This window comes from Streptomyces sp. NPDC093089 (assembly GCF_044754405.1).
Lineage (GTDB): Bacteria > Actinomycetota > Actinomycetes > Streptomycetales > Streptomycetaceae > Streptomyces.
Genome location: NZ_JBIVPA010000007.1, coordinates 408,566 through 432,109, shown reverse-complemented (window position 1 = coordinate 432,109; position 23,544 = coordinate 408,566). Strand labels below are relative to the sequence as shown.

Here is a 23,544-nt window from a genome sequence, read left to right as displayed (position 1 = left end):
CGCCCCCGGCGCCGTCGTCAGGCCCGCTCGGCCGGCTCCCCGCTCCACACCAGGGAGCCGCGCCGCAGCTCGTGGACGACCGTGCCCGGCGGAAGGCCGTCCGGTACCCGCTGCTCGGCCAGGACCACGGCCGCGCCGTCCCGTACGGCGAGCGCCGCGAGCAGCCGGTACGTCCGGGCCGCGATCGGCCCGGCCAGGCCGAGGGACGGCTCGTCGACCAGCACCACGCGTGCGGGTGCGAGCAGGGCGCGGGAGAGCGCCAGCATCCGGCGCTCCCCGCCCGAGAGGGTGCCGGCGGTGCGGGACAGCAGGGGGAGGAGTTCGGGGTACGGGGCGGGGTCGGCCGAGGTGCGGCCGGGCGTCGTCAGCGCGAGGTTGTCGGCGACCGTGAGTCCCTCGTACACCGCCCGCAGGTCCGGTACGAGGCACAGCCCGCGGCGGGCCCGCTCGTGGGCCGGGAGCCGCGTCACGTCGACGTCCCGCCAGAGCACCCGGCCGGCGGAGAGTCGCACCGTGCCGGCCAGGGCGCGCAGCGCGGTCGTCCGCCCCGCGCCGTTGCGGCCCAGGAGCACGGTCACGGTCCCGGCCGGCACCGGCAGGTCCAGTCCGTGCAGGGCCTCCAGGGGGCCGTAGCGGACGCGGGCGGCGCGCAGCGCGATCTCGACGCTCACGACAGGATCCGGCCCCCCTCCATGGTGTGCACCGTGTGGGCGATCCCCCGGACGAGGTCCGGGTCGTGCTCGACGACCAGGACCGTCAGGCCGTCCGCCGCGAGGGCGGCCAGGAGCCGGGCGAGGGCGGCCGTCTCGGCGGCGTCGAGCCCGGCGGCCGGTTCGTCGAGGAGGAGCGTGTGCGGCTGCCCGGCGAGGGCGCGGGCCAGTTCCACCCGGCGCAGGGTCCCGGTGGGCAGGTCCGCCGCCGCCCGGTGCCGTACGGCCCCGGCGAGTCCGGCCAGCCGCAGGCTCCGCTCCACCGCCGCCGAGCCCCCGCGCACCCGGCCCCGCTCCTCGCCGAGGCGCACGTTCTCCTCCACGGTGAGCGACGGGAAGACGGCCAGCCGCTGGAACGTCCTGGCGATGCCGAGACGGGTCCTCGCGTGGGCGGAGCGGGCCGTGATGTCGGTGCCGTCGAGGGTGATCCGGCCCTCGCGGGGCCGCAGGGTCCCCGCGAGGCAGTCGAAGAGGGTGCTCTTGCCGGCGCCGTTGGGCCCGACGAGCGCGGTCACGCGCGCCGGCGCGAGGTCGAGCGTGACGTGGGAGAGGGCGGTGGTCCCTCCGGGGTACGTGAGGGTGAGGTCGTGCGCGCGGAGCCGCGGCGCGGGCGCGGGCGAGCGCGGCGGACCCCCGCCGGAACCGGGCTCGCCCACCGCACCGGCCGTGCGGGGGGCGGCCCGTTCCGGGGGTGGTCCGGCGTCGTCGTCGGTTGGTTGTGTGCGGGCGGGAACGGCATGGGTCGAGGGTGGTGCCGCGTCGTCGCCGACTGGTCGCGTGTGAGCGGGGACGGCCCTTCCCGGGGGTGGTCCGGCGCCGGCGTCGGCCGGCCGTGTGCGGGCGCGGGCGGCTCTGGTCGCGGGCGGCTCGACCGCGTCGCCGACGGGGCGCGTGCGGGCGACGACGGCTCCGGTCGCGGCGGGTGCGGTGCCTGCGGCGGCCGGTGGGGCGCCGGCCGGTCCGGAGCCGGCCGGGTGAGCTCCGGCCGGCTCGGCTCCGGCGGGTCGGGTGTCCGCGGGGCGACCGCCGGCCGTTCGGGGGCCCGCCGCAGGGGGCCGTGGGCGTCGCCGCGACGGCGGGCCGGACGGCAGCAGGGCCGTCAGGGGCGGGATGCGGCCCGTCAGGGTGGCGAGGAGGCCGATGGCGGCGGCGGCGACGCCGGCGTGGGGGCCGGCGTCGAGGGTGACGAGGAGCGCGGCGGCGGCGAGCGGCGTGAGGAGGCTGTCGGCGCCGAGGACGAGGACGGCGGCGAACCACAGGAGGCCGCGGACGGGGTCGTACGCCTCGGGGTCGAAGGCGCGCAGGCCCATGCCGAGGAGTCCGCCGCCGAGCGCGGCGAGCGCGGCGCCGAGGCCGAAGGCGAGGAGTTTGAGGCCGGGCACGGGGACGCCCGCCGCCTCCGCGCCCGGCTCGTGGTCCCGGAGGGCGGCGAGGGCGCGGCCGGTGCGGCCCCGGCGCAGGGCGGCCACCAGGGCCAGGCAGCAGGCGAGGACGACCAGCTCCACGGCGTAGAAGGCGCGGTCGTCGGAGAGGCCCGCGGGGCGGTCGAGGGAGAGGCCGGCCGTCGCGTACGGCTGGGTGAGGACGAAGCGGCTGACGGCCACCCCGACGGCGAGGGTCGCGAGCGCCAGGGCGAGGCCGTGCCGCCGGATCGCCGGCCGACCGGTGACCAGGCCCACCACGGCCACCATCGGCACCGCGAGCGCCAGGGCGGCCGGGGCCGGCATCCCACCGGTGGCGAGCAGGGCGGTGAACAGGGCACCGAGGCCCGCGTACGCCGCCTGGCCGAGCGCGATCTGGCCGCCCCGGCCCGCCACCACGACGAGGGACAGCAGGATCACGGCGAGCGCGGGGACCTGGACGGCCGTCCGGAGGTCGGAGCCGGCGAAGCCGAGGGGGAGGAGGAACAGGACGCCCACCACGCACCACAGGCCGCCCGGCACGCGCGCCCCGGGCACCGGGGGCGGCAGCACGTCCCGGCCCTTGCCGCCGATGCCGGGCAGGACGAGCGCCGCCACCAGGAGCACCACCACGAACAGGTTCGCGCCGACGGCCTGGACGAGCGGTCCGGCCCAGCCCTCCGGGTGCAGCCGGGTCAGCTGGGCCTGGGCGACGCCGATGGCGAGCGCCGACCCCACCGCGACGGGCAGCGACCGCATCCGGGCGATCACCGCGACCGCGATCACCTCGATGACGAGCAGCGGCATCCCGTACGGGTCGAGCCGTACGTAGGGGGCGAGGAGCACTCCGGTGAGCCCCGCCGTGCACGAGCCGAAGGCCCAGCCCGCCGCAGCGACCCGGTCGGCGTCGATCCCCGAGAGGACCGCGAGCGGCCGGTTGTCGACCACCGCCCGCAGCTCACGGCCGAAGCCGGTCCACCGGGTCACCGCCCCCACCAGGCAGGCGAGCGCCACCGCCGCCCCGAGCTGCGCCCACGGGTCGTCGCCGAGCAGCACCGGGGCGTCGTCCCGGGCGCCGGGGCCCCACAGGAGCACCGCCGTGCCCACGAGGAGGACGAAGACGCCGATGGAGGCGACCAGGGTCCGGGCCGGGTTCGAGCCGAGGAGGGCGAGGGGCCGGAACACTCCGCGGTCCAGGACGAGTCCGATGCCGGGGGCGATCACGAGGAGGGTGACCAGGGCTCCGAGGGGCAGCGGCCAGCCCCACTCGACCACCAGCTGCCGCAGGACGTAGGCGCAGATCATGGCCACGGCGCCGTGGGCGAGGTTGAGCACCCCCGTCGCCCGGTGGGTGACGACGAGGCCGATGCCGGTGAGCGCGGCGGCGCTGCCGATCGCGAGGCCGGCGAGCGTCAGCTCGTACGTCAGGGAGGCCACGGTTCACACACCGGGCAGGGGGCGAGTTCCGCGGCCCCCGCCTCCGTCGCCTCCGCCCGGCCCGCCACCAGGGGGCAGTCCGGGCGGTGTGCGAGGGTCCCGCCGGGCACCCGGAGCGGCGGGCCGTCCGAGGAGGGCGGGGGAGGCTCCTCCGGGTCGGGCGGGGCCGGTTCCACGGAGCGTGCGGGGAGCAGCGCCGCCGCCGCGGCGAGGACCGCGCCGGCCACGATCAGGGCCGCCCCGGGGACCGTGCACGAGGCCAGGTAGGGCAGCTGCCGTTCGGCGAACCGTTCGCCGGAGATCCCGTACCAGCCGAGGACGCACAGGACCGCGCCGGCGGCGGCCGCGGTGAGGCCGATCCACAGCAGGGTCCGGGATGTCGGCACGGGGGCCTCCCTCGTCTCGCGCCATGCCCCGAGCGGTCCGCCCTTTCCTTGCACTATGCCCCGATCCGTCCCACTCTGGAAGCATCAGTCCTACGGTGCGGAGCGACACCCGGTGGTGAGCCAGATGGTTCTCGTACGACGCGGTGGACGCCCCCGCCTCGCGGCCCTCGCGGCCGCCGCCGTCCTGGTGCTCACCCCCGCCCTCGCGAGCTGCTCCGACGACGGGAACGGCGGATACGACGGAGGGATGTCGTCCGCGCCGCCCTCGCCGTCCTCCGCGGCCGTCGGACCCGACGACCCGGTCGCCGCCAAGGGGGAGATCACCAAGAACTGGACGGCGTTCTTCGACCCGAAGACGCCCGTGGCCGAGAAGGCGGCGCTCCTGGAGAACGGGGAGCAGATGCGGCCGGTCCTCGCCGCCTTCGCCGGCGACAGGAACGCGGCCCTGACCTCGGCGAAGGTCACCGGGATCGCGTTCACCTCCGCCACCGACGCGAACGTCACCTACGACCTGCTGGTCGGCGGGAACCCGGCCCTGTCCGGCTCCCAGGGCACCTCGATCCTCCAGGACGGCACCTGGAAGGTCTCCGTGAAGACCCTGTGCGGCCTGGTCGAGCTGAGCGGTGTCACCGTTCCGGGCTGCTGAAGCCGTCGCGGCGCTGCTCCTGGCCGCACTGCTGGCCCTCCTGGCGGGGTGCGGCAGCCGGCTCCCGGAACGCGCCTTCGAGACGCGGCCCACCGCCACCCCCTCCGGCGGTGAGCCGCTCCGCGTCGGGATCATCACGAGCGCCACCAGCCCCGTCGGCGGCGAGGCGTTCACCGGCCCGCGCGACGGAGCCCGCGCCTACTTCGACGCCCTGAACGCGCGCGGCGGCCTCGACGGGCGCCGGATCGAGGTCGAGACCTGCGACGACGGCGGCAGCGGCGTCGGCGACAACGCGTGCGTGCACCGGCTGCTCGACGAGCGCAAGGTCTTCGCCCTCGTCGCCACCACCGCCCTGGACTACGCGGGCGCGCCGCTCGTCGCCCGGGCCGGCGTCCCCGACATCGGCGGGCAGCCCCTGACCCCCGCGTACGACACGTATCCGCACCTCTACGGGATCTACGGCAGCTCCGCGCCACGCACCGGCGGGAAACCCGGCTGGGACGGGACGCTGTACGGCGGCACCGAGGTCTACCGCTGGTTCGAGAAGGAGAAGGGCGCCAGGACCGCCGCCGTCGTCTCGTACAACCAGGCCGCGTCCACCGCGTACGCCCGGCTTGTCGCGGACGGGCTGCGCGCCGAGGGCTACCGGGTCGTCGACGAGCAGGTGGACTTCGCCCTGCCCAACTTCCGCGCGGTCGCCGCCGATCTGCGGGACCGGCACGTCGACGTCCTCTTCGACGCGATGGACACCCACGGCAACGTGCGGCTCTGCGAGGCGATGGAGAAGCTCGGGGTACGGGTCGACGCCAAGGTCACCAACGTGCAGAACTGGTCCTCGACCGTCGCCCGCGACTACGCCCGCGCCCCCGGCTGCCGCAACGCCCTGTGGGTGACGGGCGCCAGCCGCAACTACGAGGACACCGGACACCCCGCCGTCCGCGAGTTCCGCGAGGCCATGGGGCGACGGCCGCTCTCCCAGTGGCAGTTGGAGGGATGGGCGGCGGCCATGTGGTTCACCGACGCGGCCCGCTCCTGCCTCGCCGGGGACGGCCTCACGCGCGCGTGCGTCGAGGAGTTCGTCAACCGCCCGGAGCCGTACACGGCGCGGGGACTGCTGCTCCCCGTCCGCTTCGAGCACCTGGAGCGGCCACCCGCCACCCGCGACACCTGCCTGTCCGTGGCGCGTTGGGAGGACGGCCGGGGCTGGGTGAGCCAGGGCGAGATGACGCGGAACTGCGCGACCGTGCCCCAGCTCGGCTACCGCCCGTGAGAACCCGCCCCCGCGCTCCGGCAGTACAGTCACGGGCGACCGAACGAAATGACTGACCGGGGGGAACCGGCAGCGCCATGCGTATTTCCTTTCTGCTTCACAACGGCTACCACTACGGCGGCACGATCCGGACCACGTTCACCCTCGCCGAGGAGCTGGCGGACCGCCACGAGGTCGAGATCGTCTCGGTGTTCCGCCACCGCGACCGCCCACTCCTGGGCCTGCCCTCCGGGGTGACGCTGCGCCACCTCGTCGACCTGCGCAAGGACAGCCCCGGATACGACGGCGACCACCCCGACTTCCACCGCCCCGCCGTGGTCTTCCCGCGCGGCGACGGACGCTGGAAGCAGTACAGCGCGCTGACCGACGCCCGGATCGGGGAGCACCTGGGCGGGGTCGAGGCCGACGTCCTCGTCGCCACCCGGCCCGGGCTCAACGTGCACCTCGCCCGGCAGGCCCGGCGGGGGCCGGTCCTCATCGGGCAGGAGCACCTGATCCTGGACGGCCACACCTACCGGCTCCGCCGCGACATCGCCCACGAGTACGGGCTCCTCGACGCCGTCACGACCGTCACCGAGGCCGACGCCCGCGCCTACCGGAAGCTCGGCCTGCGCGGCGTGCGCGTCGAGTCCGTGCCCAACAGCGTGCCCGCGCCCACGGTCCCGCCCGCCGACCCCGCGGCGAAGGCCGTCGTCGCGGCCGGGCGGCTGACCCACGTCAAGCGGTACGACGTGCTGATCGACGCCTTCGCCGAGGTGGCCGCCGACCACCCCGACTGGAAGCTGCGGATCTACGGCACCGGCGACGCCGTCCAGGACCTCAAGGGTCCGCTGGCCCGCCGCATCGAGGAGCGCGGCCTCGGCGGACAGGCCTTCCTGATGGGATCGGTGACCTCCATGGAACCGGAGTGGGCCAAGGGCTCGATCGCCGCGGTGACCTCCCAGCGGGAGTCCTTCGGCATGACGATCGTGGAGGCGATGCGCTGCGGCCTCCCGGTGGTCTCCACCGACTGCCCGCACGGACCCCGCGAGATCATCGAGGACGGGGTCGACGGGCGGCTGGTGCCGGTCGACGACGTCGCCGCGTTCGCGCGGGCGCTGCGCGGTCTCGTCGAGGACGAGGAGCTGCGCGCCAAGACCGCGCGGGCCGCGCTCGCCGCCTCCGAGCGCTTCGACCCGGGCCGGATCGCGGCCCGGCACGAGGCGCTCTGGACGGAGCTCGTCGCCCGGGGCGCGAGCCGGCGCACCCACTCCGCGGGACGGGCGGCGATCCACCGCGCGGTGGGCCGGGTCGTCGACGCCGTCTACGCGCAGAAGGCCCGGGCCGGCCGGATCGTGCGCCGCTTCCGCTGACGGGGAGGACCGCCCCCGGGGCCGTTCGACGCGGACCGTAACTGTCCGCGAGGGCTGGCAGACTCGGGGACATGTTGGAGACCTCCGCACGACTGCTGCGTCTGCTCTCGCTGCTCCAGGCCCACCGGGAGTGGTCGGGACCCGATCTCGCCGAGCGGCTCGGGGTGACCGCGCGCACCGTCCGGCGGGACGTCGACCGGCTGCGGGAGCTCGGCTACCCCGTGCACGCCAGCCCCGGCACCGGCGGCGGCTACCAGCTCGGGGCCGGGGCCGAGCTGCCGCCGCTGCTCCTCGACGACGAGGAGGCGGTGGCGGTCGCGGTCGGTCTGCGCGCCGCCGCGGGGCAGGGCGTCGAGGGCATCGGCGAGAGCTCCGTACGTGCCCTGGCCAAGCTGGAGCAGGTCCTGCCGGGCCGGCTGCGGCGCCGGATCTCGGCGCTCAACGCCTTCACGGTGCCGATGATGCGCACCCCGAGGGAACGGGTCGACCCGGCGGTCCTCACCGAGCTGGCCAACGCCTGCCGGGACGGCGAGCGGCTCCGCTTCGCCTACCGCGACCACGGCGGTGCGGCCACCCGCAGGACCGTCGAACCGCACCGCCTGGTGTGCACGGAGCGGCGCTGGTACCTGGTGGCCTGGGACGTGGACCGGGACGACTGGCGTACGTTCCGGGTCGACCGGGTCGAGCCGACGCCGCCGCACGGCCCCCGCTTCCCGCCCCGCGAGCCGCCGGCCGACGACCTGGCCGCCTACGTCTCGAAGGGCGTGTCGAGCACCGCGTACGCGGCGGAGGCCACGGTCCGGCTGCTGGTGCCGCTCACCGAGGCCGCCTCGGTCGTCGGCCCGATGGACGGCACCCTGGAGGCCGAGGGCGAGGGGAGCTGCCTGCTGCGGACGGGGGCGCACAACCTGGACGTGATGGTGGTCCACGTGTCGATGATGGGCCTCGAGTTCGAGGTGGTGGAGCCGCCGGAGCTCACGGACCGGGTCCGCGCGCTCAGGGACCGGTTGTCCCGCGCTCTGGACCGGACGGGACGCGGGTCGGCGGGGGGCTCGTGAGCCGCATCCGCTCGTAGTCGGCGAACTCCGGGTGGTGCAGGTCGAAGGCGGGCGCCTCGGAGCGGATCCTCGGCACGGCGTCGAAGTTGTGCCGCGGCGGCGGGCAGGAGGTCGCCCACTCCAGGGAGCGCCCGAAGCCCCACGGGTCGTCGACGTCGACCTTCGCGCCGTACCGCCAGGTCCGCCAGACGTTGTAGAGGAACGGCAGGGTGGAGACGCCGAGCAGGAAGGCGCCGATCGTCGACAGGGTGTTGAGGGTCGTGAAGCCGTCCGCGGCCAGGTAGTCGGCGTACCGCCGGGGCATGCCCTCCGCGCCGAGCCAGTGCTGCACCAGGAAGGTCAGGTGGAAGCCGACGAAGAGGGTCCAGAAGTGCATCTTCCCGAGCCGCTCGTCGAGCATCCGGCCGGTGAACTTCGGCCACCAGAAGGAGAAGCCGGCGAAGGTCGCGAAGACCACCGTGCCGAAGACCGTGTAGTGGAAGTGGGCGACGACGAAGTACGAGTCGGTGACGGCGAAGTCCATCGGCGGCGAGGCGAGGATCACCCCGGTCAGGCCGCCGAAGAGGAACGAGACGAGGAAGCCGACGGACCACAGCATGGGGGTCTCGAAGGAGAGCGAGCCCCGCAGCATCGTTCCGGTCCAGTTGAAGAACTTCACGCCGGTCGGCACCGCGATGAGGAACGAGAGCATCGAGAAGAACGGCAGCAGCACCGCGCCCGTCACGAACATGTGGTGGGCCCAGACCACCACCGAGAGGCCGGTGATCGCCATGGTGGCGGCGACCAGCGTCGTGTAGCCGAAGATCGGCTTGCGGGCGAAGACCGGGATGATCTCGCTGACGATCCCGAAGAACGGCAGCGCGATGATGTAGACCTCGGGATGGCCGAAGAACCAGAAGAGGTGCTGCCACAGCAGCGCTCCGCCGTTCTCGGGCTGGAAGACCACGGAGCCGAGTCGGCGGTCGGCCTCCAGGACGAGCAGCGCCGCCGCGAGCACCGGGAACGCGACGATCACCAGGACCGCGGTGAACAGGACGTTCCAGGTGAAGATCGGCATCCGGAACATGGTCATGCCCGGCGCCCGCATCCCGACGATGGTCGCGAGGAAGTTGACCGAGGTCAGGATGGTGCCGAAACCGGAGAGCGCCAGGCCCATGATCCACAGGTCGACGCCGGGGCCGGGGGAGCGCTCCAGGCTGTTGAGGGGGGCGTACGCGGTCCAGCCGAAGGCGGCCGGGCCGGTCGGCGTGAGCAGCGAGCCGACCACCATCAGGCCGCCGAAGAGGAACAGCCAGTACGAGAACATGTTCAGCCGCGGGAAGGCCACGTCGGGCGCGCCGATCTGGAGCGGCACGAGTTCGTTGGCGAAGCCGGCGAACGTGGGCGTGGCGAAGAGCAGCAGCATGATCGTGCCGTGCAGGGTGAACGCCTGGTTGAACTCCTGGCTCGAGACGAACTGGAGTCCGGGGCGGGCGAGCTCGGCCCGCATCAGCATCGCCATGAGCCCGGCCAGGAGGAAGAACAGGAACGCGGTGGCCAGATAGAGGTGGCCGATTTTCTTGTGGTCGGTCGTGGTGGCCCAGTCGATCAGGATGCGGCCGTGCCGCTGCCGGGTCGATTCGGCGGTCGCGGTCGCTGTCCCGTTGCCCATCGCTGCCTCCGGCTCGCCGTCCTCCCGGCTCCGCGTCTCCGGGCGTTCGGTCAGCGTAAGCATTCTGTAAGGGAACAGTGGGCGGCTCGCGTGCGCGTCGCCGCCGCAATTCGACGCGGGAACGCGGGAACGGGGAATTGATCCTGCCCGATCGGCCGCTTCCACGGGCTTCACGGGAACTGTCGGACGGTCTTCGGAATTGCCGGAGAAACGGCTGGAAATGGCCCCTTCGGGTGACGCCCGGCGTGTCAAACATATGTCGAGAACTTGTGACACAAGCGTGACCGCCGAGGGACTAACGTGAGGTCCATGTCACCCACATCACGCACTCCCGAACCGCCCCGCGACGCTCCCGAGTCCTATGTGGGCCTCGACGCGGAAGGCGCCGAGCAGCTCGCCAGGGCGCGCGGCTGGAGGGTCGTCAGGGCCCTGCCGCCCGGCTCGATCATCACCATGGAGTACCTGTCCGGGCGGATCAACTTCGAGGTCGAGGACGGGTCCGTCACCCGCTGCTGGCTCGGCTGACGGCACCTCACCGCACACGGAAGGGCCCCGGCCGATGTGGCCGGGGCCCTTCTCGTACGGCGTGGGGCGTCAGCCGCGGGTCGCCGGGGCGCGCCGGCCGCCGGCCACCCCCACGGGCTCGCGGACCGGCTCGCGGGCCGGCTCGTCGGTCCCGGAGGGGCGCGGCGGGAAGAACCCTGGGCGCGGACCTCCGGAGGCCACGGGCAGCGACGGCACGAGACGGCGGCGCTCCCGCAGCCGCTCCAGGGCGCGGTCCCGCGCGGCGAGGATCCAGGACTCCACCACGGCGAGGAACGGCTCGCACCACGGCAGCGCGAGCAGGATGAGGAGTCCGGCGGCCCAGCCGAGCAGGACGTCGCTCAGCCAGTGCGTGCCCAGGTAGACGGTGGTGAGGCCCACGCCGAGCGCGACCACCGCGGACAGCGCGGACAGGTAGCGACGGGCCCGCGGGGTGGTCGCCAGGTAGGCGAGGATGCCCCAGGTCACGACCGCGTTGGCGGTGTGACCCGAGGGGAATATGTCGCCGCCGGCGAACAGCTCGGCTGAGCCGACCTGGGTCGCGTAGTGGGGGCCGAGACGGCCGAGTCCGAGTTTGACCGCGCCCACCGAGACGTTCAGCAGCAGGAGGGCGGCGCCGAGACACAGCAGCGGCCGCAGGGTGTGCTGGCGCCAGGAGCGCCAGCCCAGCCACGCGGCCACCATGACGGCCGTGGGGCCGCGCTGACCGAGGACGACGTAGTAGTCGAGGAATCCGTGGATCTCGGGCCACTGCTGGTAGGGCCGGAAGAGCATGATCTTCCAGTCGAGGGTCACCAGCCAGGTCGACAGCAACACGGCCACGACGATGGCGAGATAGAACGCCGACGTCCCGCCGAAGAGGGCGAGACGCGTGCGGGTCATCCGCGGGACCTCTATCTTCGGCGGTTCCGGCTCCCGGTCCAGCCGGGCAAAGATGTCGGTACGCACCCAATCGACGTTACAGGGAGTGAGAAGCAGACCCGGTCGTTCCGGTGCCTTCGTGATGACCATGTGATGTGGAGTAGGTCTCAGTGGGTGGTCTATTCCAGACGTCCGTCGGTAAATCAGATGACCTTCCTCCCTATTGTCGTAGGGGGCGATTCCGGAAGGGTGTTTGAACGCGACGGAATTTCCCCAAACAGGCGTCCGTACGGAATTCCATGCGACGCGCGGGCCGTCCGGAGTGGCGTACGCCACACCCCGAGGCCCGCCGGGGTGAGAGCTGCACCACGCGCTCGGGGCTTGAACTCGCGTACGCTGACGGCTCACTCGCCCGTCGATGCCGGGCCGCCCCAGGGGCATAAGCCCTGGTCCGAGGCCCGCCGAGCGCGAGAGCTGCACTGGGAGGTACGTACATGTCGTGGACGAAAACGGCCCAAGGACTCCGTGCCGCACCAACCGGCAGGGGCACCAACCGCTGGGTCGTCCTCGTCGTCCTCTGCGTCAGCCTCCTGCTGGTCGCCCTCGACGCGACCATCCTCCACGTCGCCGTCCCCTCGCTCACCGAGGACCTCCGCCCCAGCTCCACCGCGCTGCTGTGGATCGTCGACGCCTATCCGCTGATCTGCGCCTCACTGCTGATCCTCTTCGGCACGCTCGGGGACCGGGTCGGACGACGGAGGGTGCTCCTCCTCGGCTACGCCCTCTTCGGCATCGCCTCGGCCGTCGCCGCCCTCGCCACCGACCCCTCGGTCCTCATCGCGGCCCGCGCGCTGCTCGGCGTCGGCGGCGCGATGATCATGCCCGCGACGCTCTCCATCCTCCGGACGGTCTTCCCCGACCGGCGGGAGCGCGCCACCGCCATCGGCATCTGGACCGCGGTCGCCGCGATCGGCGCCGCCACCGGACCGGTGCTCGGCGGCTTCCTCGTCGAGAACTACTGGTGGGGCTCCGTCTTCCTCATCAACATCCCGCTGATGGCACTCATCCTGCCGCTCGGCCGCCGGCTCCTCCCCGAGTCCCGGGGCGGCTCCGACGGCCCCTGGGACGTCCTCGGCGCGCTCATGGCCGCGGCCGGCGTCCTCGGCTGCGTCCTCGGCGTCAAGCGCGCGGGGGCGGGCGACCCGCTGCTCGCCCTCCCGACCGCGGGACCGCTGCTCGTCGGCGCCGCGCTCCTCGTCCTCTTCGTACGGCGGCAGAAGCGCCGCCCGCACCCGCTGATCGACCTGCGGCTGTTCTCCCGGGCCGCCTTCACCACCTCGGTCGGCTGCATCGTCATCGGCATGCTGGCGCTGGTCGGCCTGGAGCTCATCGCCGTCCAGTACCTCCAGCTGGTCCTCGGACTCAGCCCCCTGGAGACCGGCCTCCGGCTCCTCCCGCTCACCTTCGCGGCCATGGCCGCCGGCGCCACCGGCTCGTACACCCTGCGCAGGATCGGGCCGCGCCGGATGGTCGGCTGGGGCTTCGTCCTCACCGCCGCCGCCGTGCTGCTGCTCACCCTGATGGGACAGGACGACCGGCCGCTGCTGCTCACGGTGGGCTTCGTGCTGCTCGGCTTCGGCCTGCAGACCACACTCTTCTCGGCGTACGAGTCGATGCTCAGCGAGGCCCCGCCGCAGAGCGCGGGCGGCGCGGCGGCGATCGGCGAGACCTCGTACCAGCTCGGCGCCGGCATGGGCATCGCCCTGCTCGGCAGTGTGATGAACGCGGCCTACGCCCCCGGGCTCGCGGGGGTCCCCGGGGTGCCCGCGGAGGCGAGCCGGGCCGCGGCGAACTCCCTCGGCGAGGCCTACAAGGTGGCCGACCAGCTCGGCGGCACGGCCGGCGACGCCCTGCACCAGGCGGCCCGCCACTCCTTCGTGAACGGCCTGCACATCACGCTCTGCGTGAGCGCCGCACTGCTCCTCGTGGGCGCGTTCATGGCCCGGCGGCTGCCGCGGGTGATGGAGTGCCCGCTGGACCCGGACGCGGATGCCGTCGACGCCCTCGGGGCGCCGGAGGCCGCGAGCGCGGGGGTGGCCCCGGAGCGCGGGGGCCTGGCCGCGGAACTCGCCGGGACCGCGGACTCCGCTGCGGCGGGGCTCCGCGGGACGTCCGGTCCCGCCGGGGTGGCGGACGTGGTGTCCGTCGGGGCCTCGGAGCGGTCCGAGTGCCTGGAATCGTCCGAGCCGCGGGTGCCCGCGACCCGGGAAGCGATCGAGCCCGCCGGCTCGGGGCGCCCGGCGCACTGACCCGATCGCCCGGGAGGGGCGGCGCCGGGCCGGCGGGCCCGGTCAGCTCTGGTTGAAGAAGCCGTCCTGCCGGCGCCGGCCCGACTCGCCGGTGACGATCTGGGTGTCTGCGGGGGTCAGCAGGAAGACCCGCGTCGCCACCCGCTCGATCGAGCCGCGCAGGCCGAAGGCGAGACCGGCGGCGAAGTCGACCACGCGCTTCGCGTCGTTGCCCTCCATCGCGGTCAGGTTCACGATCACCGGAACGCCGTCCCGGAAGAGCTCGCCGATGCTCCGGGCGTCCCGGAAGCCGTCCGGGGAGACGGTGGCGATCCGGCGGCCCCGCTCCTCGGCGGTGTCCGTGGCGACCCGGACCCGGGGGTCCGTCACCCAGGCGTCGCCGCTCTCGGCACCGTCGGCGTACTCGTCGTCGTAGTAACGCTCGTCGTTGTCCTCGACGAGTCCCAGCCAGGCACTCGCCTTGCGCACCGATCCCATGGACGCCTCCTTTCAGCGCGGTCACTTGTGGTTCCGCAGTACCCATCGTCGTCCATGATGCAGATCGCGCGCCAAGTGGATAGGCGCCGCGCAGGGGATTCGTGACGGTACTGGTGCAGAACGTGAGGGTCTTTTCCTGGCGATTCGTCAGGAATCTTGCGGTATGTGGGCCCTGATGGAGGGCCATGTTGCTGAAAATATGAAAGTCGGGCTGGACGGGTGATGGTGGGCGCGTACGGGTGAACGGCCCCGCTCGCTACGATGCCGCTCGGCCGCTCGGCCGCACGTCGCACAGTCCACGGGGGACTCTCTTGTTCGGAATCGTCAGGCCCTGCGCACACCGGCTCACCGACGGTCTGAAGGTCGAGTGGATGGCCCACCTCTGCGGCCTCTGCCTGGCGCTCCGCGCGGACCACGGGCAGTTCGCCCGGGTCGTCACCAACTACGACGGCCTCATCGTCTCGGTTCTGACGGAGGCTCAGACCGGCGCCGTCGCGAGCGGCCGCCGCACCGCGGGCCCCTGCCCGCTGCGCGGCATGCGGACCGCCCGCGTCGCCCGGGGCGAGGGCGCCCGGCTCGCCGCCGCCGTCTCGCTGGTCCTCGCCTCGGCGAAGGTGCGCGACCACGTCGCCGACCGGGACGGCCTGTTGGCCCGCAGGCCCGTCGCCGCCGCGGCCCGCCGGGTCGCCCGCTCCTGGGACAGGGCCGGGGCCAGGACCGGCCGCGCGCTCGGCTTCGACACCGCCGTCCTCGTCGACGCCGTCGACCGCCAGACCGGCATCGAGACCCTCGCGGGCCCCGGCACCCCCCTGCTCACCGTCACCGAGCCGACCGAGACGGCGACCGCCGCCGCCTTCGCGCACACCGCCGTCCTCGCGGGCCGCCCGGGCAACGCGGCGCCGCTCGCCGAGGCCGGCCGCCTCTTCGGCCGCCTCGCCCACCTCCTCGACGCCGTCGAGGACCAGGCCGCCGACGCGGCGAGCGGCGCCTGGAACCCGCTCACCGCCACCGGCACCTCCCGCGAGGAGGCCCGCCGGCTCGCCGACGACGCCCTGCACGGCATACGCCTCGCCCTGAAGGACGCCGAGTTCGCCGACGGCAAGCTCGCCCACGTCCTCCTCGCCCACGAACTCCGCACCTCGGTCGACCGCGCCTTCGGCACGACCAGCTGCTCGCACGGGGCACCGGGACAGGGCGCGCCGCACAGCGACGGCCCGGTGCCGGGGAACCCGTACGCCACCCCCGGCGGGCCGGTGCCCGGCAACCCGTACGCACCCGGCCCCGGCGGCCCCGCCGGTCCGGGAGGTCCGTACGCACCCGGCCCCGGAGGCCCCGGCGGCCCCGGCGGGCCGCTCCCGCCCGGGCCGCCGAACCGGCGCGGGCTGATCGCCGGATGCGCCCTCTGGGTCGGCCTGGCCTGCACCTGCCAGATGTGCTGCGGCACCTTCGAGGACCCCTGGAGCCGCCAGCGGCGCGACGGGCTCTGCCAGCAGTGCGACCCCGGCAGCTGCTGCGACTGCTGCGACTGCTGCAGCAACTGCTCGTCCTGCTGCGAGGGCGACGGCTGCTGCTGCGACTGCGGCTGCGACTGCAACTGCTGACGCACCGTCGGCGCAATCCGCCGGAACCGCGTGTGCCGTCGGCGCTTCCCACCGGAACAGCCCGCGCATCGTCGACTACCCCCGTCGGAACGGCCTGTGCGCCGGCGGTGAACCGGCCGGAACGCCCGTACCGCTACTTCGCCGGTGCCGGGATCTCCGGAGGGGAGATCTCGGACCGCGCGATGCCCGACCCCGTGACGCCCCACTTCCGCAGGATGCGGTCGTACGTCCCGTCTGCCTTCAGGCCGTTGACCGCGGCCTGGAAGGCGGGGGCCAGCGGGGTGCCCTTCCTGAAGGCGAAGCCGACGTCGAGCCGCCGGTACTCGTTGAGGAACTTCACGTTCTGCTGCCGGGTCACCGCGTACCGCACGCCGTTGATGGTGTTCATCACGACATCGCTGCGGCCCTGCCGGAGCGACATCCAGATGGCGCCGGCCTCGCTGTAGACGTTCACCTCGTACGGCTTCCTGCCCGCCTCCGCGCACCGGCCCTCGTTCTTCTCCAGGGTCCGCTCGAAGGTGGTGCCGGCGTTCACGGCCACCTTCAGGCCGCACAGCTGCGTGAGGTCGGTGACGGCCTTCAGGGTGCTGTCGGACTGGGCGGCGAAGCCCTGGCCGTCGTTGACGTACGTGACGAAGTCGATGGTCCTGCGCCGCTCCTCGGTCACGCCGAAGTTGCCGGTGCCGACGTCGTACTTGCCGCTGCCGAGCGCCGGCAGGATCGCCTCGAAGCCCACCACCTCGCGCTCCAGCTCCAGGCCGAGGGCCTTCGTCACGGCGGCCGAGAAGTCGGCGTCCACACCCACCACGGTCGTGCCGTCCGGCAGGTAGGCGGAGCTCGGCGGGGTCGCGACCGAGGCGGCGAACGTGAGGCTGCCCCGCTGCCGCACGTCGGCGGGGAGCAGCTTCGCCGCCGCGTCGTTCCTCCGGACCCCCGACACCACGTCCTCGGTGGGCAGTCCGCCCTTCGCCGCGCCGGGCGCTCCCGACGCCCCGGCCGGGGAGGTCGCCGGATCGCCTCCCGCGCAGGCGGTGAGGGCGAGCGCGGCGGCGGTGATCAGGGCGAAGGCGACGGCGGTGCGTGCGGTGCCGGAACTCGTGCGCGTACTCATGGCTTCGGGTTCTCCAGGAACTTCTCGAACGGCAGCGGGCCGATCGACTCGGGATCGGCGGTCACGTCGAAGAGCGGGCGGTAGCCGCTCGCCAGGTAGAGGCCCTTGGCCTCCGGCTGGCGCGGGCCGGTCGTCAGGTAGACCCGGGAGTAGCCGCGCACGGCGGCCTCCCGTTCGAGCACGGTGAGGACGCGGCGGGCGAGCCCGCGCCTGCGGTGTGCCGAGTGCGTCCAGATCCGCTTCAGCTCGGCGGTGTGCTCGTCGTGGCGGCGGTAGGCGCCGCCCGCCACGGGCCGGCCCTGCTCCAGGAGAAGCAGGAACGCGCCGTGCGGCGGGGTGAACTCCGCCGCCGGATAGGTGGCGAGGTCGTGCGGGGACCCGTACCGGGTCGTGTACTCGTGCGCCAGCTCCTCGAAGAGCGGGCGCGCCAGGGGATCGGTGGTCGTGGTCCGGTGCACGGACAACGCGAAGGTCATGACGGTCCTTCAGGACGAAGGAGGACAGGGAGGGGCGCCGGGGAACGGCGCGGCAAGGCAGGGGGACGCCCGGAACGGCGCGGCAAGGCAGAGGGAGCGCCGGGAAGGGGGCGGCAGGGCAGGGGGAGGGCAGGTGAAAGGAGGGGAAGCGGGGGAAGCAGGGCGGAGCGAGGGGAGGGGAGGGTTCAGGCGCTCACGAGGGGCCTGGGTGTGAAGGCGCCGCGGAGGACAGCACGCGGGCGGGGCAGAGCAGGGGGTCGGCTCAACAGGAAGAGGACCACACGCGACCGAAGTCGATGTGGGAGCGCTTGACCAGCTGCTGCGGATGCATGGCCTCAGTGGAACAGGCATCCGCTTCCGCGTCAACCGCGATGAGACGTGCGGCTCACAGTGCGGACACCCTTGACAGCGGGGCGTGTTGACCGCATAGCCTCGAAGGGCGGATCGGGCTGAGGGGCCCGGGACCGCACACCACGCGTGTGAAGGCGCACCCCCGTGTTCGATCCACTCCCTGGCATCCACGGAGCCTTCGCATGTCCGCGACCCTCGTCAAGACGCCCTCCACGGCCCCGCCGGCCGAACCACCGCTCCGCGTCGTCCCCACCCGCCGTGCCGGGCAGTGGGCCGCCGCCGTCCTCGTCCTCGTCCTGCTCGCGCTCGGTCTCGTCTCGGTCGTCCGCAACGAGGCCTTCCAGTGGGACGTCGTCGCCCGGTACTTCACCTCCGCGTCCGTCCTGCGCGGACTGGGCCTGACCCTGTGGCTGACCGCCCTCGTCATGGCCCTGGGCTTCGTCCTCGGCACCCTGCTCGCCGTCCTCAGGCTGTCCGCCAACCCCGTCCTGCGGGCGGTCAGTTGGGGATACGTCTGGTTCTTCAGGTCCACCCCGATCCTGGTCCAGCTGCTCTTCTGGTTCAACATCGGCGTGCTCTACCCGCGGATCCTCGGCGTGAACACCGTCAACCTCCTCGGCCCGGTCGCCGTCGCCGTCATCGGCCTCACCCTGCACGAGGCCGCCTACGCCGCCGAGGTCGTGCGCGGCGGCATCCTCTCCGTCGACCGCGGCCAGACCGAGGCCGCCCAGTCCCTCGGACTCGGCCGGTGGCGCAGGCTCTCCCGGATCGTGCTGCCGCAGGCCATGCGCGCCATCGTCCCGCCGGCGGGGAACATGCTGATCGGGACCCTCAAGGGCACCTCGATCGTCTCCGTCATCGCCGTCCAGGACCTGCTCTACTCGACCCAGCTCGTCTACCACCGCACGTACGAGATCATCCCGCTGCTCCTCGTCGCCACGCTCTGGTACGTCGCCGTCACCTCGGTCCTCGGCCTCGGCCAGCACTACGTCGAGCGGCACTACGCCCGCGGAGCGGCCGGTGCCCGATGAGCCTCCGCCCGTCGATCGTCGTCGTGGGAGCCGGGCCGCGGGGGACCGGCTTCCTCGAACGGCTCGCCGCCAACCTGCCCGAGCTGTACGGCGACCGCCCGCTCGACGTCCACCTCGTCGACCCGCACCCGCCCGGCCCCGGCCGGATCTGGCGCACCGAACAGTCCCCGCTGCTCTGGATGAACTCCCAGGCCGAGGACGTCACGATGTTCACCGACGAGACCGTCGCACTCGAAGGCCCCGTCCGGCCCGGCCCCACCCTCGCCGAATGGGCCGGCATCGACGGCCGCACCTTCCCCACCCGCCCCCAGCAGGGCGCCTACCTGCGCTGGGTGTACGAGCGGGCCCGCGACGCCCTGCCCGCCGGCGTCACCGTCCACGAGCACCGCACCACCGCCCTGCGGATCGGCGGCCCCCGCGAGGGACGCCAGCGGGTCTGGCCGGCGGACGGCACCCGCCCCCTCCTCGCCGACCTCGTCGTCCTCACCGTCGGGCACCTCGACGCCGAACCCGACCGCGAGCAGCGGGAACTCGCCGCCTTCGCCGCCCGCCACCGGCTCACCCACCTACCGCCCGACTTCACCGCCGACACCGACCTCGCCGCGCTGCCCGCCGGCGAACCCGTCCTGGTCCGCGGCCTCGGACTCGCCTTCGTCGACCTGATGGTGCTGCTCACCGAGGGCCGCGGCGGCCGGTACGAGGGCGAGGGCGACGCGCTGGTCTACGTACCCTCCGGCAAGGAGCCGGTGCTGTACGCCGGATCGCGCCGCGGCGTCCCGTACCACTCCAAGATCGGCTACGTCCTCGACGGCGAACGGCCGCCGCTGCCCCGCTTCTTCGGCGCCGAGCAGACCGACGCGCTGCTGCGGAGGACAGGGCCGATCGACTTCCGCGACGACGTGTGGCCGCTCGTCGACAAGGAGCTCGGCTGGGCCCACTACCACCGGCTCTTCTCCACCCACCCCGAGCGGACCTCGCTCGCCTGGAGCGACTTCGAGAAGGCGTACGCGGCGGCCCCGCCGCTCGGGGCCGAGCTGGCCGCGGTCGTCGCCGCCGCCGTCCCCGACCCGGCCGACCGGCTCGACCTCGACGCCCTCGACCACCCCCTGGACGGCATCCGGTTCGCGTCCGCCGAAGCGCTCCAGCACGGACTGCGCGACCACATCACCGGCGACCTGAACCGCCGCCACGACCCCGCCCACAGCCCCGACGCGGCCGTCTTCGCCGGACTGCTCTCCGTCTACGGCCAGCTCCTGCGGCTCGGGAAGCGGATGGACCCCGGCGGCTGGTGGCACGGCTTCTTCAGCTACCTCGCCTCCGGCCCGCCCGGACCCCGGCTGCGGCAGCTCCTCGCCCTGTCCCGCGCCGGGATCGTGCGCTTCCTCGGCCCCCAGGTCACCGTCGAGGCCGACGAGGAGCGCGGGGTCTTCCGCGCCTCGTCCGCCGCCGTGCCGGGGGAGTGGACCGAGGCCCGCGTCCTGGTCGAGGCCCGGCTCCCCGAACCCACCCTGGAACTCACCGGCAGCCCGCTGCTGCGCGCGCTGTACGAGGACGGGGCCCGGGCCACCGCGAGCGGCCTCCTCGTCGTCGACCCCGTCGACGGCCGGATCCTGGAGCGCGACGGACGCCCGCACCCGCGCCGCTTCGCGCTCGGGCCGCACACCACCGCCCGTGCCGGCGGAGCGTTCACCCGGCCCCGCACCGGAGGGGTCGCCTTCGGGCAGAACGACGCCACCGCGCGCGCCGCGCTGACCTTCCTGCGCGACCGGGAGTGTCGGTTGCCGGCACCGCTGAGCGCCTGATCGCCCTCGTGGCCGAGCGCCTGGCGCACACACCGCCGAGCGCCTGACCGCCCGGCGCCGAGCATCCGATCCCGCGGTCCCGAGCGCCTGCCCCGTACCGCCGGGCGCGGTCCCGCACCGCGTCCACGGTGTCCCGCGCCCGCCGGGCACCCGACCCCGCCCCGCGCCGCTCCCACCCGTCCCGCCCTTCCGAGGAACCGCCATGTCTCTCACCAGTGATCCGCCCGCCACCGCACGCGTCGCGAAGGACCCGCCCGGCGCCCCGCCGGAGCCCGCCGCGCTCGTGGTCGTCCCGGTACGCCACCCCTGGCGCTGGGTCGCCGTCGCCGCCACCGCAGTCCTGCTCGTGCAGTTCGCCCACGGGCTCGTCACCAACCCCGGCTGGGAGTGGGACGTCTTCGCCGCCTTCTTCACCACGGAGACGATCCTCCAGGCCGTCTGGGTCACCCTCCAGCTGACCTTCCACGGCACCGCGCTCGGCTTCGCGATCGGCATCGTCCTCGCCTTCATGCGCCTGTCGGCCAGCCCGTTCCTGCGGTCGGTGGCCTTCGCCTACATCTGGGCGTTCCGCTCCATCCCGCTCATCGTCCAGCTGCTCTTCTGGTTCAACCTCGCCTACCTCTACGAGGAGTTGAGCATCGGCATCCCCTTCGGGCCGAGCTTCCTCTCCTTCGACACGACGGGCCTGGTCGGCGAGATGGGCGCCGCGGTCCTCGGGCTCGCCCTGCACCAGGCGGCGTACGCGGCGGAGATCGTCCGGGGCGGCGTGCTCGCCGTGGACGAGGGCCAGTCGGAGGCTGCGGCCGCCCTCGGCATCCCCCGGCTCCGGCAGGTCCGGCGGATCGTGCTGCCGCAGGCGATGCGCTCGATCCTGCCCAACGCCGCCAACGAGATCATCTCGCTCTTCAAGGGCACCTCGATCGTCTCCGTCATGGCGATCGGCGAACTCTTCTACCAGGTGCAGGTCGTCTACGGCCGCAACGGCCGGGTCGTCCCGCTCCTGATGGTCGCCACCGCCTGGTACGTCCTGCTCACCACCGCGCTCTCCGTCGTCCAGCACTACGTCGAACGCCACTACGCGAAGGGGAGCGTCCGATGAGCTCCGTCACCACCGCCGAACCCGCGGCCGGATCCGCCACCACTGCCACCGCCAAGGTCGAGATCCGCGGCGTCCACAAGAACTTCGGTCCGCTGCACGTCCTGCGCGGCATCGACCTCGACGTCCGGGCCGGCGAGGTCACCGTCGTCCTCGGCCCCTCGGGCTCCGGCAAGTCCACCCTCCTGCGGACCGTCAACCACCTGGAGAAGGTCGACGGCGGCACGGTCAGCGTCGACGGCGTCCTCGTCGGCTACCGCCGCTCCGGCAACAAGCTGTACGAGCTGCGCGAGCGCGAGATCCTCAAGCAGCGCACCCGGATCGGCTTCGTCTTCCAGAACTTCCACCTCTTCCCGCACCTCACCGTCCTGGAGAACATCGTCGAGGCCCCCGTCTCGGCCCTCAAGCGCCCCCGCAAGGAGGCCGAGGCCGCGGCCCGGAGCCTGCTCGACCGCGTCGGACTCGCCGACAAGGCGGAGGCGTACCCCAAGCAGCTCTCCGGCGGACAGCAGCAGCGGGTCGCCATCGCCCGCGCGCTCGCCCTCGAACCGGGCCTGCTCCTCTTCGACGAGCCGACCTCCGCGCTCGACCCCGAACTGGTCGGCGAGGTCCTCGACGTCATCAAGGACCTGGCCGCCTCCGGCACCACCATGATCGTCGTCACCCACGAGATCGGCTTCGCCCGCGAGGTCGCCGACACCGTGGTCTTCATGGACGAGGGCCGGATCGTCGAGCAGGGCCCGCCGGCCGAGGTGCTCGACAGCCCGCGCCACGAACGCACCCGCGCCTTCCTCTCCAAGGTCCTCTGACCTCTCCTGCCCCGCACGTCCCCCTCATCCAAGGTCCTCTGTCCCCTCCCGACCCGCACGTCCCCCTCATCCAAGGAGCATCGCCATGACGTCCCGCCGCACCCTGCTCGCCGCCCTCGCCTCGCTCACCGCCCTCGGGCTCCTCACCGCCTGCGGTTCGGGCGACGCCGCCGTCAACGAGATCAAGCCGGAGGGCCGGAAGGACACCGGCATCAACATCGGCCCGAACCAGAACCGCGTCCGCACCGCCAAGGTCGACGCCATCGCCGGGAAGCTCCCCGAGGCTGTCCGCAAGAGAGGCACCCTCGTCCTCGGCGTGTCCGCCAAGAGCAACCCGCCGCTCGCCTTCCGCGCCACTGACGACAAGACGCTGATCGGCGTCGAGCTCGACATCGCCACCCTCGTCGCCGACACCCTCGGCCTGAAGCCCGAGTTCGACCCGGTGTCCTGGGAGAACCTCTTCGTCGGCCTGGACAGCGGCAAGTACGACGCCGTCTTCTCCAACGTCACCGTCACCGAGGAGCGCAAGGACAAGTACGACTTCGCCACCTACCGCCTCGACGACCTCGCCTTCGAGGCGAAGAAGGGCTCCGGCTGGACGGTGAAGGGCCCCGAGGACGTCTCGGGCAAGCGGATCGCGGTCGGCTCCGGCACCAACCAGGAGAAGATCCTCGTCGACTGGTCCCGGCAGAACGAGAAGGCCGGCCGCAAGGGCGTCGACATCAAGTACTACGACAACACCACCGACTACTACCTCGCCCTCCAGTCCGGCCGCATCGACGGCTTCCTCGGCCCCAACCCCACCGTCGCGTACCACGTGGCCTCCGCCGGACAGACCGAGGCCGTCGGGAAGTTCTCCGGCGCCGGCGCCGGACTCCAGGGCAAGATCGCCGCCACCACGAAGAAGGACAGCGGCCTCGTCGCCGCCTACGCGGCCGCCGTCGACCACCTCGTCGGGAACGGCACCTACGCCCAGGTCCTCAAGCGGTGGGGGCTCACCGGCGAGGCCGTGCGGAAGTCGGAGATCAACCCGCCCGGCCTGCCCCGTACCGAGAACTGACCGACCCTCCCCGCCTTCCCCGTACCCGCGGGGACCCTGCCCAGCGCCCGCTACCCACCCGCTCCTCTCCACCCGCTCCTCTCCACCCGTTCCTCTCCACCCCGCTC

The 23,544-nt window shown here is 73.5% G+C and carries 20 protein-coding genes; 12 read left to right on the top strand and 8 right to left on the bottom strand.

The window, feature by feature from the left end:
• Positions 1-17: 17 nt before the first annotated feature.
• From ACIQFX_RS19210 to ACIQFX_RS19200, 3 genes are read right to left on the bottom strand one after another with little or no spacing between them, the layout of a single operon-like run.
• A complete protein-coding gene (locus ACIQFX_RS19210) occupies positions 18-671 on the bottom strand; it encodes an ATP-binding cassette domain-containing protein (protein ID WP_402464545.1) in 654 nt (217 codons plus the stop codon).
• On the bottom strand, positions 668-3,547 hold the full coding sequence (locus ACIQFX_RS19205; protein ID WP_402464543.1) for an ATP-binding cassette domain-containing protein: 2,880 nt from the start codon (positions 3,545-3,547) through the stop codon (positions 668-670). Before ACIQFX_RS19205 ends, ACIQFX_RS19210 begins: the two co-directional genes overlap by 4 nt.
• The gene (locus tag ACIQFX_RS19200; RefSeq protein ID WP_402464541.1) at positions 3,535-3,933 is read right to left on the bottom strand and encodes a hypothetical protein; all 399 of its coding nucleotides are present in this window, start codon (positions 3,931-3,933) and stop codon (positions 3,535-3,537) included. The genes ACIQFX_RS19205 and ACIQFX_RS19200 overlap by 13 nt, the downstream gene beginning before the upstream one ends.
• Before the next feature lie 124 nt (positions 3,934-4,057).
• Here ACIQFX_RS19200 and ACIQFX_RS19195 point away from each other — a divergent pair, with 124 nt between their 5' ends.
• The 4 genes from ACIQFX_RS19195 to ACIQFX_RS19180 all read left to right on the top strand — a co-directional run bounded on the left by ACIQFX_RS19195 (position 4,058) and on the right by ACIQFX_RS19180 (position 8,259).
• Positions 4,058-4,579 (top strand): hypothetical protein, encoded by a 522-nt coding sequence (locus ACIQFX_RS19195; RefSeq protein ID WP_402464539.1) that lies wholly within the window; start codon positions 4,058-4,060, stop codon positions 4,577-4,579.
• Positions 4,557-5,849, top strand: a complete 1,293-nt coding sequence (locus tag ACIQFX_RS19190; protein WP_402464537.1) for an ABC transporter substrate-binding protein — start codon at positions 4,557-4,559, stop codon at positions 5,847-5,849. Before ACIQFX_RS19195 ends, ACIQFX_RS19190 begins: the two co-directional genes overlap by 23 nt.
• A gap of 77 nt (positions 5,850-5,926) precedes the next feature.
• Positions 5,927-7,201: a glycosyltransferase gene (locus ACIQFX_RS19185; protein ID WP_402464535.1), complete on the top strand. Its 1,275-nt coding sequence runs from the start codon at positions 5,927-5,929 to the stop codon at positions 7,199-7,201.
• Between the two features lie 71 nt (positions 7,202-7,272).
• Positions 7,273-8,259, top strand: a complete 987-nt coding sequence (locus ACIQFX_RS19180; protein WP_402464533.1) for a helix-turn-helix transcriptional regulator — start codon at positions 7,273-7,275, stop codon at positions 8,257-8,259.
• Here ACIQFX_RS19180 and ctaD read toward each other — a convergent pair.
• The gene (ctaD, locus tag ACIQFX_RS19175; RefSeq protein ID WP_402464645.1) at positions 8,198-9,910 is read right to left on the bottom strand and encodes a cytochrome c oxidase subunit I; all 1,713 of its coding nucleotides are present in this window, start codon (positions 9,908-9,910) and stop codon (positions 8,198-8,200) included. The two genes, ACIQFX_RS19180 and ctaD, sit on opposite strands and share 62 nt — an antisense overlap.
• A gap of 309 nt (positions 9,911-10,219) precedes the next feature.
• On the opposite strand from ctaD, the gene ACIQFX_RS19170 reads away from it, so the two are divergent.
• Entirely contained in the window at positions 10,220-10,435 is a 216-nt protein-coding gene (locus tag ACIQFX_RS19170; RefSeq protein ID WP_402464531.1) for an I78 family peptidase inhibitor, read from the top strand.
• Between the two features lie 69 nt (positions 10,436-10,504).
• Here ACIQFX_RS19170 and ACIQFX_RS19165 read toward each other — a convergent pair whose 3' ends face one another.
• Positions 10,505-11,335, bottom strand: a complete 831-nt coding sequence (locus ACIQFX_RS19165; protein ID WP_402464529.1) for a phosphatase PAP2 family protein — start codon at positions 11,333-11,335, stop codon at positions 10,505-10,507.
• 473 nt (positions 11,336-11,808) lie between these two features.
• On the opposite strand from ACIQFX_RS19165, the gene ACIQFX_RS19160 reads away from it, so the two are divergent.
• Entirely contained in the window at positions 11,809-13,623 is a 1,815-nt protein-coding gene (locus ACIQFX_RS19160; RefSeq protein ID WP_402464527.1) for an MFS transporter, read from the top strand.
• Positions 13,624-13,665: 42 nt separating this feature from the next.
• Here ACIQFX_RS19160 and ACIQFX_RS19155 read toward each other — a convergent pair whose 3' ends face one another.
• Positions 13,666-14,100 carry a cell division protein SepF gene (locus ACIQFX_RS19155; protein WP_017241572.1) on the bottom strand — a complete coding sequence of 145 codons (435 nt, stop codon included), beginning with the start codon at positions 14,098-14,100 and terminating at the stop codon, positions 13,666-13,668.
• A 311-nt stretch (positions 14,101-14,411) separates the two neighbouring features.
• On the opposite strand from ACIQFX_RS19155, the gene ACIQFX_RS19150 reads away from it, so the two are divergent.
• A complete protein-coding gene (locus ACIQFX_RS19150; protein WP_402464525.1) occupies positions 14,412-15,701 on the top strand; it encodes a DUF5685 family protein in 1,290 nt (429 codons plus the stop codon).
• A 133-nt stretch (positions 15,702-15,834) separates the two neighbouring features.
• On the opposite strand, the gene ACIQFX_RS19145 is transcribed toward ACIQFX_RS19150, so the two are convergent.
• Positions 15,835-16,812 carry an ABC transporter substrate-binding protein gene (locus ACIQFX_RS19145; RefSeq protein WP_402464523.1) on the bottom strand — a complete coding sequence of 326 codons (978 nt, stop codon included), beginning with the start codon at positions 16,810-16,812 and terminating at the stop codon, positions 15,835-15,837.
• Positions 16,809-17,288: a GNAT family N-acetyltransferase gene (locus tag ACIQFX_RS19140; RefSeq protein WP_402464521.1), complete on the bottom strand. Its 480-nt coding sequence runs from the start codon at positions 17,286-17,288 to the stop codon at positions 16,809-16,811. Before ACIQFX_RS19140 ends, ACIQFX_RS19145 begins: the two co-directional genes overlap by 4 nt.
• A 533-nt stretch (positions 17,289-17,821) precedes the next feature.
• Here ACIQFX_RS19140 and ACIQFX_RS19135 point away from each other — a divergent pair.
• From ACIQFX_RS19135 to ACIQFX_RS19115, 5 genes are all read left to right on the top strand, one after another.
• Positions 17,822-18,670 (top strand): amino acid ABC transporter permease, encoded by an 849-nt coding sequence (locus ACIQFX_RS19135; protein WP_402464518.1) that lies wholly within the window; start codon positions 17,822-17,824, stop codon positions 18,668-18,670.
• Positions 18,667-20,472: an FAD/NAD(P)-binding protein gene (locus tag ACIQFX_RS19130; RefSeq protein WP_402464516.1), complete on the top strand. Its 1,806-nt coding sequence runs from the start codon at positions 18,667-18,669 to the stop codon at positions 20,470-20,472. Before ACIQFX_RS19135 ends, ACIQFX_RS19130 begins: the two co-directional genes overlap by 4 nt.
• A 202-nt stretch (positions 20,473-20,674) precedes the next feature.
• Positions 20,675-21,571: an amino acid ABC transporter permease gene (locus ACIQFX_RS19125; protein ID WP_402464514.1), complete on the top strand. Its 897-nt coding sequence runs from the start codon at positions 20,675-20,677 to the stop codon at positions 21,569-21,571.
• Positions 21,568-22,377, top strand: coding sequence for an amino acid ABC transporter ATP-binding protein (locus ACIQFX_RS19120; RefSeq protein WP_402464512.1), 810 nt, complete (start codon positions 21,568-21,570; stop codon positions 22,375-22,377). The genes ACIQFX_RS19125 and ACIQFX_RS19120 overlap by 4 nt, the downstream gene beginning before the upstream one ends.
• Before the next feature lie 85 nt (positions 22,378-22,462).
• A complete protein-coding gene (locus ACIQFX_RS19115) occupies positions 22,463-23,437 on the top strand; it encodes an ABC transporter substrate-binding protein (RefSeq protein WP_402464510.1) in 975 nt (324 codons plus the stop codon).
• The last annotated feature ends 107 nt before the right edge of the window (positions 23,438-23,544 follow it).